The sequence below is a fragment of the Arthrobacter sp. D1-17 genome (assembly GCF_054130535.1).
Map to the genome: position 1 here is coordinate 2,476,952 of NZ_CP096382.1, position 16,026 is coordinate 2,492,977.

At 64.7% G+C, this 16,026-nt stretch carries 12 protein-coding genes and 1 tRNA gene; 2 read left to right on the forward strand and 11 right to left on the reverse strand.

The features are described from left to right. Window positions 1-267 precede the first annotated feature (267 nt). Window positions 268-1,011 carry an SDR family NAD(P)-dependent oxidoreductase gene (locus tag M1E01_RS11530; RefSeq protein ID WP_457971743.1) on the forward strand — a complete coding sequence of 248 codons (744 nt, stop codon included), beginning with the start codon at window positions 268-270 and terminating at the stop codon, window positions 1,009-1,011. A gap of 145 nt (window positions 1,012-1,156) precedes the next feature. Here M1E01_RS11530 and M1E01_RS11535 read toward each other — a convergent pair whose 3' ends face one another. The 5 genes from M1E01_RS11535 to M1E01_RS11555 form a co-directional block, all read right to left on the reverse strand. Continuing rightward, complete coding sequence (locus M1E01_RS11535; protein WP_457971744.1) at window positions 1,157-1,630, reverse strand: HNH endonuclease family protein; 474 nt, start codon at window positions 1,628-1,630, stop codon at window positions 1,157-1,159. After that, window positions 1,584-1,772, reverse strand: coding sequence for a hypothetical protein (locus M1E01_RS11540; protein WP_457971745.1), 189 nt, complete (start codon window positions 1,770-1,772; stop codon window positions 1,584-1,586). Before M1E01_RS11540 ends, M1E01_RS11535 begins: the two co-directional genes overlap by 47 nt. 274 nt (window positions 1,773-2,046) lie before the next feature. Then, a complete protein-coding gene (locus tag M1E01_RS11545) occupies window positions 2,047-2,319 on the reverse strand; it encodes a hypothetical protein (RefSeq protein WP_457971746.1) in 273 nt (90 codons plus the stop codon). A gap of 199 nt (window positions 2,320-2,518) precedes the next feature. Beyond that, complete coding sequence (locus M1E01_RS11550) at window positions 2,519-3,535, reverse strand: tyrosine-type recombinase/integrase (protein WP_457974942.1); 1,017 nt, start codon at window positions 3,533-3,535, stop codon at window positions 2,519-2,521. A gap of 135 nt (window positions 3,536-3,670) precedes the next feature. After that, window positions 3,671-3,752 (reverse strand) — tRNA-Leu (locus tag M1E01_RS11555). Window positions 3,753-3,959: 207 nt separating this feature from the next. Between M1E01_RS11555 and M1E01_RS11560 the strand changes: the two genes are divergently transcribed. Beyond that, window positions 3,960-4,565, forward strand: a complete 606-nt coding sequence (locus M1E01_RS11560; RefSeq protein WP_309124581.1) for an ANTAR domain-containing response regulator — start codon at window positions 3,960-3,962, stop codon at window positions 4,563-4,565. A 134-nt stretch (window positions 4,566-4,699) separates the two neighbouring features. Here M1E01_RS11560 and pyk read toward each other — a convergent pair whose 3' ends face one another. The 6 genes from pyk to trpB all read right to left on the reverse strand — a co-directional run bounded on the left by pyk (window position 4,700) and on the right by trpB (window position 16,004). Further along, window positions 4,700-6,202 (reverse strand): pyruvate kinase, encoded by a 1,503-nt coding sequence (pyk, locus tag M1E01_RS11565; RefSeq protein WP_309124580.1) that lies wholly within the window; start codon window positions 6,200-6,202, stop codon window positions 4,700-4,702. Window positions 6,203-6,272: 70 nt separating this feature from the next. Then, a complete protein-coding gene (locus tag M1E01_RS11570; RefSeq protein ID WP_457971747.1) occupies window positions 6,273-7,730 on the reverse strand; it encodes a glutamate synthase subunit beta in 1,458 nt (485 codons plus the stop codon). Further along, complete coding sequence (gltB, locus tag M1E01_RS11575; RefSeq protein ID WP_457971748.1) at window positions 7,723-12,339, reverse strand: glutamate synthase large subunit; 4,617 nt, start codon at window positions 12,337-12,339, stop codon at window positions 7,723-7,725. The genes M1E01_RS11570 and gltB overlap by 8 nt, the downstream gene beginning before the upstream one ends. Window positions 12,340-12,606: 267 nt before the next feature. Continuing rightward, on the reverse strand, window positions 12,607-13,866 hold the full coding sequence (gene lgt, locus M1E01_RS11580; RefSeq protein ID WP_457971749.1) for a prolipoprotein diacylglyceryl transferase: 1,260 nt from the start codon (window positions 13,864-13,866) through the stop codon (window positions 12,607-12,609). A gap of 9 nt (window positions 13,867-13,875) precedes the next feature. Further along, window positions 13,876-14,664: a tryptophan synthase subunit alpha gene (gene trpA / locus M1E01_RS11585; RefSeq protein ID WP_457974943.1), complete on the reverse strand. Its 789-nt coding sequence runs from the start codon at window positions 14,662-14,664 to the stop codon at window positions 13,876-13,878. Between the two features lie 11 nt (window positions 14,665-14,675). Beyond that, a complete protein-coding gene (trpB, locus tag M1E01_RS11590; protein WP_457974944.1) occupies window positions 14,676-16,004 on the reverse strand; it encodes a tryptophan synthase subunit beta in 1,329 nt (442 codons plus the stop codon). Window positions 16,005-16,026 lie beyond the last annotated feature (22 nt).

The window sequence follows — 16,026 nt, forward strand, 5'->3', positions numbered from 1 at the left end:
TACCCACTTGCCCTCATCCTTGAGCTTGTCCGGGCAAGCCGCTCTGCAGTGCGCAGATGGGACTCCACAATAAAGTCCTCGAAGTCGCTCGCCGCGATGCGCCATACACACCCCGGCCCGCCGGTATAGATGCTGAGCTCACGTCCTGGGCACTGGTCAGGAAGCGGCGGGCTCGTGCGCTCACTGATTCTCAGGTGGGTCTGGTGTTCTAGGCCGGTCAGGCCCACAGTATTCCTACCCGTTCCTCATGAATTCAAGGAGACATCAATGCCCGGCGAACGGACGACCGTATTAGTCACCGGAGGCGCCCGCGGCATCGGCCGGGCCATTGCCAAGACGCTGGCAGAGGGCGGCTGGCACGTGGTAGCCACCTACAAAACCGGGCTCGACGAAGCGAAAGAGTTGGCCCGCACTCATGACGTCCAGATACGCCATGTTGACCTGGCTGACAGAGCAGAAACACAGAATTTCGCGCAGCAGATCTGCGAGGAATTTCCACTGACTGCCCTCGTTAACAACGCCGGGATCCTCGAGAAGCAGCCATTCGAAGAGATGACGCTGGATGTCTGGGACAGGACGCTGGCGGTCAACGTCACTGCCCCGCTGATCCTCGCCCAAGCGATAGGTCCCCGCCTTTCCCCTGGTGGCAGCATAGTCAACATTGCCAGCACGGACGCATATGTCGGCTCGTTCCGGGGCATAGCCTACTCAGCCAGCAAGGCCGCACTTCTCTCAGTCACCCTGAGCCTCGCCAACGTGCTTGGGCCCCGCGGCGTCCGGGTCAACGCGGTAACACCAGGCTGGGTCGACTCCGGGATACTGACCGAGCCGTACGAGGCGGCAACTCTCACTCCCTTGGGCCGCAACGGGAGCCCCGACGACATTGCGAAAGTCGTCGCCTTCCTTCTGAGCTCCGAGGCTGCCTTCATCACCGGGGCATCGATCGTGGCTGACGGCGGATACACCAGCGTCGACTACTTCATGAACAAGGAGGATCAATCCTTCCACTGACGGTTCACCGAACGTGAAGCGGCGCCCATACTCTTCCCTCATGCAGTCGGGTTGGCTGGATCCTTGGAATCGTTGCACTGCGGGTGCTGTTGCCTGTGCACCCGCGCCTGCCCCACTCTTCCAGGAGTTTCAGTGCCGGCCGGGTCTACCTGCAGCCCTCCAGAGTGCTGACGACCGCGTCGTGCTCGGCCTGGGTAACCCAGAGGCTGTATTTGGCCTTGACGACAGTTTGGCGTGCCGCGTACTCGCATCGGAAGGCCTTGTTCGGCGGCAGCCAGGTGGCGGCGTCCTTGTCGCCCTTAGCGCTGTCAATTAGTCCGTCGGCGGCCATGAGATTCAGCGGGTCGTTGGCAAGTTGCTTGCGCTGCTCGGCGCTGATCTGCTGCGCGCCCTTCTGCCAGGCATCGCTGAGGGGGACGATGTGGTCGATCTGGACATCGGAGCTGGTGTCCTTGCCGCGCGTGAAGATAATGGTCGTACCGGTGTACTTGTCAGCCAGGGTTCCCGTTGCGATCACACAGTTGTGGGTGCCGGGCTTGAACGTTTCGTTGGTCAGATCCCGAGCGAGGATGTCATTGCGGGTGCCGGTCGACGTCGGTCCAGTCTGGTCCGAACTCATCGCGCGTGTAGCCGGTCTTTGGAGCGCGCCCCTTCACCGGGATGCTCTTCAGTTGGACGAGGGCGTTGGCGGCGTCACCGGCAAAGGCCGGGTCCACCGTGGCTGGCGCACCGATGCCTGCAACGCCCTTTGATGACCTCAAGGGCGTTGGCCGCAGCATCACAACCTACTAATGCCCCAGCCAGCATCAATGCGGAGACAGCAGACAGAATTCTGGCGGGAGAACAGGTGGTCTGCATGATCCTTTTATAGGCGGTTGTTCCACGCTAGCTTTTACCACCGCCTGCCGAGGGTAACCGTGTCCGTTATGCCGGCCACACGTAGCGCCCCTCGGTCCTCTGGGGAAATCCGCTTCGAGTACCACTCGCTGGCTCAACCGTTCAAACCATGGCCCGGACGGCAAGCGACGCCCTTGCTCAGTTCGCGCTTGCCAGTCTGACCTTCGAGCGGGTACCGATGAGCCTTTCCTTCATCACGGGCCCACTGCCGGAGAGCGAGGAACCAGTGCTGTCAGGGAGAATCTCGCTCAACTTTGCGATTTCCAGAATGTGCTCGGAAGTGAAAATGATCTTTCCCTTTCCCCAGCATGCATGGGGGAAGCGTCCGCTTGTGGCGCCGTCGCGGAGCCATGACTCTGTGCAGCGCATCAGGGCGGCTGCTTCGGCGGGCTCAAAAAATTCGATCTCCACGGGATCTCCAAAAGGAAGCCGTTACTTTCCACTTACATGGCCCCGTGGAGACCAATCGACATGACCGGAAGCGCGAGTCAGGCAACGCTCCCAAGCGCCGGACACCGGCCATGCCATTCTGAGCAACAGCACCGTTAGTGCAGAAAGGCCGTTATCGAGCGCTCCGTGGCATCCGCACCGGCCTGCAGCGCCTCCGGCATCAAGTGCCCGTAGACCTGCTCCTAGTCCTCGTAGAGGCGTGTCCCAGCCGGCGCGAGATGGTGAACAAGGGCACCCCGTCCTGGATCAGCCAGGACGCATGCGTGTGGCGGAGGTCGTGGATCCTTGGATCTTTAGTGAGGCCGATAGCTTGGGCTGTGCGAACGGCAGGGACCCAGTAGTGGTGCCAGTAGAGTTTGTGGATGATTCGGCCACCCTTGGGCGTCGTAAACACAAGTTCTTTTCCCGGCCTGCTTGCGACCAACGGGATCAGCAGCTCAACAAGCGCCGGGTTCAGGCCTATTGTCCGCTTACCGGCACCGGTCTTGGTGGCCCCGACGTAAAACTTGGACTGGCCGTCCCGCTTCCATGCTTTATTGATCCGGGCGGTGGGCGGTTTGGAGAGCAGGTCGACGTCGGCCACGGTAAGGGCGGTGGCCTCGCCGAAGCGGGTGCCGGTCATGACCAGGAAGTTCGTGAAGGCCTTGTAACGCTCCCCCATCCCCTCCATGATCAGGCTGAACTCCGCATGGGTAAGGAACATCGCCTCATCCTCGGCCTTCTCTATGCCGGGAAGCTGAACGCCGCGGCAAGGGTTCCGCGAAATATAGCCAAGCATCTCAGCGGTATTCATGGCGGCTGAGATCAGGCCGTGCACGTTGTGGATGGTTTTCGGCGCCTTGCCCTTTGCCATCATCGACTTCACCCAGTGCGCGATCAGTCGATAGTCCAGCTTGTCCACCGGCACATGGCCGATAACGTTCCGGATATGCAGGTCCAGCATGGTCTGGTACGTCTTCGTGGTTCCGCTCGATGGACGGATCAGCAGGTCGATGTGTTCCTGGATGACTTCGGCCACAGTGGGCGTGCGTTTCTCGTTCGACAGGATGGCATGCTGCGCGATTTCGAAGGACTGGCCGTTGGCGTCCAAGAGCCTCTTCAGCGTCTCGGCTTCGATGAGGGTCGGAACAGTGATGCCCTGCTGCTCGCGGCTCTTCGGATCCCGCCACAACACCATGTAGGACGATGAGCCGTCCTTCTTGGTGCGTTTTCGAATGCTTGCCACACAGAAAACGGTACGCCGCTGTCAACACTTTGGGCGGTTTTGTCAACACCCAAAGAGCTAACAGGCCTCCTACCTGCGGAAACACTGTGCCCGAGGTGGGACTCGAACCCACACACCTTTCGATACCGCATTTTGAGTGCGGCGCGTCTGCCAATTCCGCCACTCGGGCGCGGAGTACACGGAGTAACAATCGTAGACTCACATCATGATTGTGAGCAACGCAGCCACTTCCAGTGCGCGGAATTACTCTACATGCAGATAGGCTAAAGTCCAGAATCGCGCCAGCGCCGCCGCAACAAGCCATGCAGATCCAAGTACAGCCGCGGGTCCCAACTAAGATAGTCATAGTCCCGCCGTACCTTTTCAAGGAGATCCCGTGTCAGAACCGACGGAGTCAAACACCACGTCCCAGCCGGCGCGCCGCGTAGTTGTCGCTGAGGATGAAACCCTTATCCGCCTGGACATCATCGAGATCCTGCGCGGTGAAGGCTACGACGTTATCGGCGAGGCTGACAACGGCGAGAAGGCCGTGCAGCTGGCTGAGGAACTCAAGCCTGACCTGGTCCTGATGGACGTCAAGATGCCCGTCATGGACGGTATCTCCGCCGCCGAAAAGATCGTTAAGGCCCGCATTGCCCCGGTGGTCCTCCTGACAGCGTTCAGCCAGAAGGAACTGGTGGAGCGTGCGCGCGACGCCGGCGCCATGGCCTACGTGGTGAAGCCTTTCACCCCCGCGGACCTCATCCCCGCCCTGGAGATCGCCCTGTCCCGGCACGAGGAAATCAAGGCCCTCGAGAACGAAGTGACGGACCTGCAGGAACAGTTCGCCACTCGCAAGCTCGTGGAGCGCGCGAAGAGCCTGCTGACCACCAAGATGGGACTCACCGAGCCGGAGGCCTTCCGCTGGATCCAGAAGACCTCCATGGACCGCCGCCTCAGCATGCGCGAGGTCGCCGAGACCATCATCAACCAGGTCAACTGACCCCGAAAACCAGCAGGAGGATCCACGCCCAACGGCGCGGGTCCTCCTTCGGGATTAATCCCGAGAAGCAGACCCAGAAAAGCCAAAAAGGGAGGATCCCCGCCAGCCGGCGGGGATCCTCCTTTTTTTGTCAGCTACTTTTCAGCGGCTTGGTTCTTCTTCTTCTTTTCCGGCCACGGGCCGAGCTTTTCCCTGGTCGTACCCTCGCCTGTGCGTGAGGTGTCTGCGAGGTCGCCCACCTTGTGGACCTTGAGCGAGTTGGTGGAGCCGGCTTTTCCGGGAGGGGAACCGGCAGCGATGACCACGAGGTCGCCGTCTTCCACCAGTTCCATGTCCAGCAGGCTTTGGTCAACCTGGGCAGTCATTTCGTCCGTGTGGCCCACCATGGCAACGAGCTGCGGCTGGATGCCCCAGGTCAGTGCCAACTGGTTCCACACCTGCTCCACCGGGGTGAAGGCGAAGACCGGCTTGATCGGGCGCAGGCGGGAGAGGCGGCGGGCGGAGTCACCGGACTGGGTGAAGGTACAGATGTACTTCGCGTCCAGCTGGTCGGCGATTTCGACGGCGGCACGGGTGATGGCGCCGCCGCGGGTCTTGGGCTTCGTTCCCAGCGGGGGGACGCGCTCCAGACCGTGCTCTTCGGTGGACTCGATGATCCGCGCCATGGTCTTGACGGTCTCGATCGGGTACTTGCCGACGCTCGTCTCGCCGGAGAGCATCACGGCGTCCGCGCCGTCGAGCACCGCGTTGGCGCAGTCTGAGGCCTCGGCCCGGGTGGGGCGCGGGTTGTCGATCATGGATTCGAGGACCTGGGTGGCCACGATGACCGGCTTCGCCCAGCGGCGTGCCAGTTCGATGGCACGCTTCTGCACGATCGGCACTTCCTCGAGCGGGAGCTCCACGCCCAGGTCGCCACGGGCCACCATGATGGCGTCGAACGCGTCGATGATCTCGTGCAGCTGCTCCACGGCCTGCGGCTTCTCGATCTTGGCGATGACGGGAACGCGGCGGCCTTCCTCGTCCATGATCTCGTGGACGCGGGCGATGTCGGTCGCGTCGCGGACGAAGGAAAGCGCAACGAGGTCGACGCCGCGGCGGATGGCCCAGCGGAGGTCGTCCTCATCCTTCTCGCTCAGGGCAGGGACGTTCACGGCGACGCCGGGCAGGTTGATGCCCTTGTTGTTGGACACCATGCCGCCGACGGTCACTTCGGCGACGACCTTGACGTCGTCCACCTCCACGGCGCGCAGGGCGACCTTGCCGTCGTCGATCAGGAGGGCGTCGCCCACATTGACGTCCTCGGTAAGGCTCTTCAGCGTGGTCGAGCAGATTTCCTTGGTGCCGGGAACGTCTTCGGTGGTGATCGTGAAGATGTCACCGACCGCGAGTTCGTGCGGGCCGTCGACGAAACGGCCGAGGCGGATCTTCGGGCCCTGCAGGTCGGCCATGATCGCTACGGCCTTGCCAAGGTCGGCCGCGGCCTTACGGACGTTCTCGTAGGTGTTGTCATGCACGGAGTAATCGCCGTGGCTCATGTTCATTCGGGCGACGTCAACGCCGGCTTCCAGCACCGCGAGGGTGTTTTCGTAGCTGGCAATTGCCGGTCCAAACGTGGCCACAATCTTTGCGCGTCTCATATACCTACCCTATTGGTCACTTGCATTGGTTGAGTTGTCGTGGAGGTGAATATCTCCCCCCGATGCATAACTAGAGGACGGCGATGGCGCGGTCCGTCGGGGCGACGGGAGCGGGAAGAATCGTGCTCCCCATCAGGTACTTGTCCACAGCTGCGGCGGCGGCGCGCCCTTCAGCGATGGCCCACACGATCAGCGACTGTCCGCGGCCGGCGTCACCGGCAACGAAGACGCCCTCGGTGTTGGTCATGTAGTAGCCGTCGCGAGCCACGTTGCCGCGTCCGTCGAATTCGGCGTGGACCTGCTCGGTGATGCCTGCAGGCTCCGGTCCGGTGAAGCCCAGGGACAGGAACACCAGGTCCGCGGGAATGATCCGCTCGGTGCCGGCCTTGGGGACGCGCTTACCGTCGACGAATTCGGTTTCAGCCACCTTCACGCCGGTCAGCTTGCCGTCCTCACCGACGAACTCCACGGTGGAGGCGAGGTAGGTGCGCTCACCGCCTTCTTCGTGGGCGCTGGCGACCTCGAAGAGGGTGGGGAACGTCGGCCACGGCTGGTGGCTGGCGCGCTCCGCCGGGGGCTGCTTGCCGATGGCCAGGGTGGTCACCGAAGCCGCCTGGTGGCGGTGCGCCGTGCCGATGCAGTCAGCACCGGTGTCGCCGCCGCCTAGGATAACCACGTGCTTGCCGCGGGCGTCGATGTGGTTCGCCGGCGTCTCCCCTGCCACGGCACGGTTGGCCGGAACCAGGTAGTCCATCGCGAAGTGGACACCCTCGAGCTCACGGCCCGGGATCTTCAGGTCCCGGGGCACAGTGGCACCAGTGGCAATGACAACAGCGTCGTAACGGCGGCGCAGCTGCTCCCAGGTCACGTCGGTGCCGACGTTGACGCCGGTGCGGAAGCGGGTGCCCTCGGCCTTCATCTGCTCGAGCCGGCGGTCCACCTGCTCCTTTTCCATCTTGAAGTCGGGGATGCCATAGCGCAGCAGGCCGCCGATCTTGTCGTCGCGTTCGTACACGGCGACGGTGTGGCCCACACGGGTCAGCTGCTGGGCGACGGCCAGGCCGGCGGGGCCGGAGCCGACCACGGCCACGGTCTTGCCGGTCAGGCGGTGCGGCGGGAGCGGGGTGACCCAGCCGTTGTCGAAGGCTTCATCAATGATGGAGACCTCGACCTGCTTGATGGTCACGGCGGGCTGGTTGATGCCCAGCACGCAGGACGCCTCGCAGGGGGCCGGGCACAGGCGGCCGGTGAATTCGGGGAAGTTGTTGGTGGCGTGCAGCCGCTCAATCGCTTCCTCGCCCTTGTCCCGCCACATGAGGTCGTTCCACTCGGGAATCAGGTTCCCCAGCGGGCAGCCCTGGTGGCAGAACGGCACGCCGCAGTCCATGCAGCGGCCGGCCTGGCTTTTCAGGACGCCCTTTTCCTGGGCTTCGTAAACTTCCTTCCAGTCCATGATGCGGACGGGAACGGGGCGGCGTGGCTGGGTTTCACGCTGGCGTACTTTCAGAAATCCGCGTGGGTCAGCCACCGGTCACCTCCAGGATTCGAGACCATACTTCTTCGCCGTCGGGGTCCAGGCCCTCTTCGATGGCGGTAAGGCGGGTTTGCAGCACGGCCGCGTAGTCGCGCGGCAGCACCTTGGTAATGCGGGCAGCGGTGTCGTCGAAGTTCTCGAGCAGGCGCGCGGCCAGCTGGGATTCAGTCTCCTCGACGTGCCTGACCAAAAGCCCGTGAACGATGTCACGGTCCTCGGCGTCCAGCTCGAGGAGCTGCAGTTCGCCGGCTTCCAGCGCCTGCTTGTTCACGCGGGCGTTGTCCAGGTCCAGCACGTAGGCGGTACCGCCGGACATGCCTGCACCGAAGTTGCGGCCGGTCCGTCCGAGGATCAGCGTCTGGCCGCCGGTCATGTACTCGCAGCCGTGGTCACCGATGCCTTCGACAACCGCCGTGGCTCCTGAGTTCCGGACCAGGAAGCGTTCGCCCACCTGGCCGCGCAGGAACAGTTCACCGCTCGTGGCACCGTAGCCGATCACGTTGCCGGCGATGACGTTGCTCTCCGCCTTGAACACGTTGGTGCGGTCAGGACGGACGATGATGCGGCCGCCGGAGAGGCCCTTGCCCACGTAGTCGTTGGAGTCGCCGTACATGCGCAGCGTGATGCCGGCAGGCAGGAAGGCGCCCAGCGACTGCCCGGCGGTGCCGGTCAGGGTGATGTCGATCGTGTCCGTCGCCAGGACGTCCGTGCCGAACTTCTTGGTGACCTCGTGGCCGAGCATGGTGCCCACCGAGCGGTCCGTGTTGATGACGTCGACGGCGATCTTCACCGGGGCGCGGTCGGTCAGCGCTTCGGCAGACATCGTGATGAGACGCTGGTCGAAGTGCTTGTCCAGCTCGTGGTTCTGGCCGGTCAGGTTGCGCAGCGGCGCGTCGTCGTCGAACTCCAGTCCGTGCAGGATGGGGTCGAGGTCCAGCCCTTCGGCCTTCCAGTGGCTGATGGCGTCCTGGGTGTCCAGCATTTCCGCGTGGCCGATCGCTTCCTCAATGCTCCGGAAGCCAAGTTCCGCGAGGATTTCGCGGACTTCCTCGGCCAGGAATTCGAAGAAGTTGACCACGAACTCGGGCTTGCCGCTGAAGCGGGCACGCAGCTCGGGGTTCTGCGTGGCCACGCCCACCGGGCAGGTGTCCAGGTGGCAGACACGCATCATGATGCAGCCTTCAACCACCAGCGGTGCCGTGGCGAAGCCGAATTCCTCGCCGCCCAGCAGGGCGGCAATGACGACGTCGCGTCCGGTCTTGAGCTGGCCGTCCACCTGCACGACTACGCGGTCGCGCAGGCCGTTGAGCATGAGCGTCTGCTGCGTCTCTGCGAGACCCAGCTCCCACGGGACACCGGCGTGCTTGAGCGAGTTCAGCGGCGAGGCGCCGGTTCCGCCGTCGTGCCCGGAAACGAGCACGACGTCGGCCTTCGCCTTGGTGACCCCGGCGGCAACTGTGCCGATTCCCACCTCGGAGACGAGCTTGACGTGCACACGTGCCGAGGGGTTCGCGCGCTTGGCATCGTAGATGAGCTGCGCGAGGTCCTCGATCGAGTAGATGTCGTGGTGCGGGGGCGGGGAAATGAGCCCGACGCCGGGGGTCGAGTGGCGTGTGCGGGCGACCCAGGGGTACACCTTCTGGGCCATCAGCTGGCCGCCCTCGCCGGGCTTGGCGCCCTGCGCCATCTTGATCTGGATGTCATCAGCGTTGGTCAGGTACAGGCTGGTGACGCCGAACCGGCCGGAGGCGATCTGCTTGACGGCGGAACGGCGCTCCGGATCCATCAGGCGGTCCACGTCCTCGCCGCCTTCACCGGTGTTGGACTTGCCGCCCAGCCGGTTCATGGCGATCGCGAGCGTCTCGTGGGCTTCCTTGGAGATGGAGCCGTAACTCATGGCACCGGTGGAGAAGCGCTTGACGATGCTGGAGACCGGCTCCACTTCCTCGAGCGGCACCGGCGGGCGCAGGCCGTCCTTGAACTTGAGGAGCCCGCGCAGGGTCATCAGGTTCTCGGACTGGTCGTCCACGCCCTTGGTGTACGCCTTGAAGATGTCGTAGCGGCGCTCACGCGTGGCGTGCTGCAGCCGGAAGACCGTCTCCGGGTTGAACAGGTGCGGCTCGCCGTCGCGGCGCCACTGGTATTCGCCGCCGCCCAGCAGGGGCCGGTGCGGCTGCTCGATGCCGCCCTCGGGGTAGGCCATCTGATGGCGTGCGGAGACCTCGGCCGCGATGACATCCAGGCCCACGCCGCCCAGCTGGGAGTGCGTGCCGGCAAAGAATTCGTCCACCAGCTCCTGGCCGAGGCCCAGCGCTTCGAACGTCTGCGCGCCAGTGTACGAAGCCACGGTGGAGATGCCCATCTTGGACATGATCTTCAGGACGCCCTTGCCGAGGCCCTTGATCAGGTTGTACACCCCGTCCTGCGGGGTGACGCCCACGACGTCGCCGGCAGCGATCAGCTGCTCTACGGATTCCATAGCCAGGTACGGGTTGACGGCCGACGCGCCGTAGCCGATGAGCACGGCCACGTGGTGCGTTTCGCGGACATCGCCGGCTTCGACCACGAGCGCGGTCTTGGTGCGGTTGGCGCTGCGCAGCAGGTGGTGGTGCACGGCACTGACCAGCAGCAGCGACGGAATCGGCGCCCACTGGGCGTTGGAGTCACGGTCGGACAGCACGATGTACTGCACGCCGCGGTTGATGGCGCCGGAGACCTGCTCGCAGATCTCCGTGAGGCGGGCGCGGAGGGCGGCTTCGCCGCCTTCGGGACGGTACAAGCCGCGGACCTTCATGGCCACGCGGTTTCCGTCGGCGTCCTCGATGTTGGCGATCTTGGCCAGCTGGTCGTTGTTGATAACCGGGAACGGCAGCTGGACCTGGGGCTGGCGGACCTGCTTGGTGTCCAGCAGGTTGCCGGTGGGTCCGATGGCGCACATCAGGGACGTGACCAGCTCTTCGCGGATGGCGTCCAGCGGCGGGTTGGTGACCTGGGCGAAGGACTGCACAAAATAGTCGAACAGCAGGCGGGGGCGCTTGGACAGCACCGCTACCGGCGTATCGGAGCCCATGGCGCCCAGCGGCTCGGCGCCGGTGCGGGCCATGGGGCCGAGCAGGATCTTAAGCTCTTCCGTGGTGTAGCCGAAGGTCCGCTGGCGGATGTTCACGGACGTAGCCGTGTGCACCACATGCTCGCGTTCCGGGAGGTCGTTCAGGTCGATCAGGTTGTCCTTGACCCACTCGGACCAGGGGTTCGCCGCAGCTACCTCGGCCTTGACCTCTTCGTCGTCGATGATGCGCCCCGCTTCGGTGTCCACCAGGAACATCTTGCCCGGGGAAACACGGCCCTTGCGCACCACCTTGGAGGGCTCGACGTCGATGACGCCCACCTCGGAGGCGAAGACGACCAGGCCGTCCTCGGTGATCCAGAAGCGGCCCGGGCGGAGCCCGTTGCGGTCCAGCGTGGCACCGACGAGGTTGCCGTCGGTGAAGGACACGGCGGCAGGGCCGTCCCACGGTTCCATCAGGAGGGAGTGGTACTCGTAGAACGCGCGCCGTGCGGGGTCCATGGTGGCGTGGTTTTCCCACGCCTCCGGGATCATCATCATGATCGCGTGTGTGATGGGGCGGCCGGAAAGCCAGAGCAGCTCGGCCACTTCATCGAACGAGGCGGAGTCCGAGGCACCGGGGGTGCAGATCGGGAACAGCTCTTCGGGGACATCGCCCAACAGCGGATTGGCCAGCTGCGACTGGCGGGCGCGCATCCAGTTCCGGTTGCCCTTGACGGTGTTGATCTCACCGTTGTGGGCGATGGTGCGGAACGGCTGGGCCAGCGGCCATGACGGGAACGTGTTCGTGGAAAAGCGCGAGTGAACGATCGCCAGCTTGGTCTTGAAGCGCTTGTCCGAAAGGTCGGGGTAGAACGGCTCCAGCTGCGCGGTGGTCAGCATGCCCTTGTAGACAATGGTGCGCGACGACAGCGAGGGGAAGTAGACACCGAACTTGTTCTGGGCGCGCTTGCGGATCCGCCAGGCGCGGGCATCGAGTTCGTTGCGCTCGAGCTCCTCGCCGGTAGCGGAGGCAAGGAACGGCTGGGAGAAGTACGGCATGCAGGCGCGGGCCATGGCACCGACAAGGTCGGCCACGACAGGCACTTCGCGCCAGCCGAGCACCTTGAGGCCCTCATCTGCGGCCAGGCCTTCAATGCCGGCCTTGGCCGCGTTGGCTTCACGTTCCTCTGCCGGGAGGAAGGCGGTGCCCACGACGTATTGCCCCGGCGCGGGCAGCTCGAATTCGGTCACGGCGCGGAAGAACTCGTCCGGGACCTGCATCAGGAGGCCTGCGCCGTCACCTGTTCCCTCGTCGGCGCCGACAGCGCCGCGGTGCTCCAGGTTGCGCAGGGCCGTCAGTGCAGCGTCAACGATGTCGTAGCCGGGCTCGCCGCGCAGGGTGGCGATGATCGCAAGACCGCAGGCGTCCTTCTCCTGCTCAGGGTTGTAGAGCCCGGATGCCTCAGGGAGCGCCGCGAACCGCTTGAACGGTGACATGGCAGCGTCCGGCTGGACCGGTTCGGACCAGCTGGGGCTTGAAAGAGTTTGGGTCATGGGAGACGTCCTTCCTCCTGATCGTGCGTATGGAAGGGACAACGTTGGCCCCACTCAGAGCGCCACTGTGATGGGCACAACAAAGTGTTACTGCTTACTGGAAATTGTAGGGCAGGGACACCTGCTCAACTAACAGTTACGCAGGTCTCCAGCCCGGGCTTGACCGGCCAGCAGCTCTATGCTGCCCGATATGGTCCCATGCCACGACGCTGTGGTGTCGGGCGCTCCGAGCGGTAGCTCTGGCGGCCCTGCTTGCCGGCTCCTGAACTAGCGGGTGCCGTCAGTCTCCGACTCGGTTCCATTGGCTGTTGCACCGGACTTTCCGGCATCCGGCGAGACCTTGGCGGGCGAAGTGCCGCCGGTGGACGCCGGCACTGCTTCCGTTGGGGCAGAAGAGTAGCCTGGACCGTTTTCGTTATCTGGCAGATTATCACGCGATTCACTATCTGAGACAACGGGGTCCGTACCACGGACCAGACTCCGGACGGCGGCGGAGCCGCCTTCCCGCTCCCCTTCCGGGTCTTTATCCCGCTCCGCCGGGCCGCCGTCGTCCGTTTGTCCGGCCGTTGCGGCACGGTCTGCCGCCGGGGCGGCCGGCTTCCGGCCGGGAAGGTAAACGCTGTCCGCGTCTGCTGTCTGTCGGCGCCCCAGGACGATAAACACGGCCAGCGCGGCGACAAAGACGATAATGCTTGTCCACACGTTCAGCCGGGCCGTGACGCCGAAGAGGCCGATCTGCTCGGCGTCGTCGATGCGCATGGCCTCGATCCATACCCGGCCAAGCGTGTAGTACATCGCGTACAGCCAGAAGAGCCGGCCCCGGCGGAAGTGGAACCGCCTGTCCAGCGCCAGCAGGAGCAACACACCGGCTATGTTCCAGAGGGACTCGTACAGGAACGTGGGGTGGAACAGGGTGTCCGCCGGATACCCGCTGGGGAAGTTGGCGTTGTCCGCATCCACCTGCAGTCCCCAGGGCAGCGTGGTGGGCCCGCCGAAGAGCTCCTGGTTGAAGTAGTTTCCCCACCGTCCAATGGCCTGGGCCAGCAGCAGTCCCGGTGCCGCTGCATCCATGAAGCCTGTCAGCTTGACGCCGGCACGGCGGCACCCGATCCAGGCGCCGAAGGCACCAAGCACCACGGCACCCCAGATCCCGAGGCCGCCGCGCTGGATCTGCGGGATCAGGGAGAGGTCGCCGGTGCCGTCGAACCCGGGGCCGAAGTAGGCATCCGGAGAGGAGAAGACGTGGTACAGCCGGCCGCCGATAATGCCGAACGGGATGGCCCAGATGGCGATGTCCCAGACGCTCCCCTCCGGCGCGCCGCGCCTGGCCCATCGGACCGAGGTCAGCCAGAGGCCGACGACGATACCGGCAAGGATGCACAGGGCGTAGGCGTGGATACGCAGAGAACCCCACGGCAGCGGAATGTCGAAGCCGGACCAGTCCGGGCTCGGAATGCTGGCCGGAACCATGTTCACCGGGATCATGTTGACCGGGAGCAGGGCCGCCGCGGAGTGGAGCATCTGCATAATGAAGGGCTACTTCCTGGTGAGTCCGGTGCTGAGGTCTTTGGTCAGGCTTGCAACGGCGTCCACGCCGCCCCCCCGAATGGCGGACACGAGGGCCGTTCCCACGATCACGCCGTCGGCGTAGGCTGCGATTTCCGCGACCTGTCCGGCGTTGGAGACGCCGAGGCCTACGCAGACCCGCTCCGCCCCGGCTGCCTTGGCCGCCGTCACCACACCTTCGGCGGCCGCACTCACGGAGGAGCGTGCCCCGGTGACGCCCATGATGGAGACGGCGTACACGAAGCCGCGGCTGGCCTCGACGGTGCGCCGCATGCGCTGGGTGGTGGAGGACGGCGCCACAAGGAACACGCGGTCCAGCCCGTACTTGTCGGAGGCTTCCATCCATTCGGCGGCCTCGTCGGGAATGAGGTCCGGAGTTATCAGGCCCGCTCCCCCGGCTTCCGCCAGGCGGCGGGAAAACTCGTCCACGCCCATCCGAACCACGGGATTCCAGTAGGTCATGACCAGAACGGCGGCGTCGGTTTCGGCGGTGATGCCGGCGACCACGTCAAAGACCTGGCGGACGGAAAAACCCTTGGCCAGGGCTTCGGTGGTGGCGGCCTGGATGACCGGGCCGTCCATCACGGGATCCGAATAGGGAATGCCGATTTCGATCAGGTCGGCGCCGTTCCGCGCCAGGGCGATCCCGGCGGCGATGGTTTCCTCGACACTCGGGTAGCCCGCGGGCAGGTAGCCGATGAGGGCCGCCCGTCCTTCTGCACGGGCCTTGTCAATGGCTATTGCCGACTTGCTGGTCATCTGTGCGGTACTCACAGCTGCTCCCCTTCCTTGCCGATGGCCGCCTCTGCGGAATTCTTGTCCAGGAGGTCGAACCACTCGGCTGCTGTAGCCACGTCCTTGTCACCACGGCCGGACAGGTTAACGATCACGATCTTGTCTGATGCCTTGCCCTCGGCCCCCTCCTCTGCCGCCAGGCGCTGGCCCACCTTGATGGCGCCGGCAAGGGCATGCGAGGACTCGATGGCCGGGATGATGCCCTCGGTGCGGCACAGGAGCCGGAAGGCCTCCATGGCTTCGCTGTCAGTGATGGGCTCGTAGCTGACGCGTCCGATGTCGGCGAGGTAGGAGTGCTCCGGGCCGACGCCGGGGTAGTCCAGTCCCGCCGAAATGGAGTGTGATTCGATGGTCTGGCCGTCGTCGTCCTGCATAAGGTACGAGCGGGCACCGTGCAGCACGCCGGGACGGCCAAGCGTAATGGTCGCGGCGTGCCGGCCGGTGTCGACGCCCTCTCCGCCGGCTTCGAAACCATAGATCTTGACGGACGGGTCATCGAGGAAGCCGTGGAAGATGCCAATGGCGTTGGATCCGCCACCGATGCAGGCACAGACGGCGTCGGGCAGGCGGCCGGTCTGCGCCAGGATCTGCTCGCGGGCCTCCTCGCCGATGACTTCGTGGAAGTAGCGGACCATCGCGGGGAACGGGTGCGCGCCCGCAGCGGTGCCGAGCAGGTAGTGCGTGGTCCCGACGTTTGCGACCCAGTCGCGCAGCGCCTCGTTAATCGCGTCCTTGAGGGTCTGCGAGCCGTTGGTCACCGGCACCACGGTGGCGCCGAGGAGCTCCATCCGGGCGACGTTCAGTGCCTGGCGGCGGCAGTCTTCGGCGCCCATGTAGACAACGCATTCAAGGCCAAGCAGGGCGGCGGCGGTTGCGCTGGCAACGCCGTGCTGGCCGGCTCCGGTCTCGGCAATAACGCGGGTTTTGCCCATGCGCTTGGCCAGCAGCGCCTGGCCCAGCACGTTGTTGATCTTGTGCGAGCCCGTGTGGTTCAGGTCTTCGCGCTTAAGGAAGATCCGCACTCCCCCGGCATGCTCGGAGAACCGCTTGGCCTCGGTGAGAAGCGACGGCCGTCCCGAGTAGTTCTTGTTCAGATCGTCGATCTGGGCGGTGAATTCCGGGTCGGCCTTGGCCTTTTCGAAGGTGTCTTCAAGCTCGTCGAGGGCCGCGATCAGTGATTCAGGCATCCACCGGCCGCCGTACGAGCCGAAGTATGGTCCCGGGGCGTGGCGCAGCGATGTGCCTCCCTGCAGGAACGCGTCCACCGAGCTTTCGTCAGAGCCGGCTGTTGGCGCTTCGGCCATCAGTTTCACCATCCTGTTCACT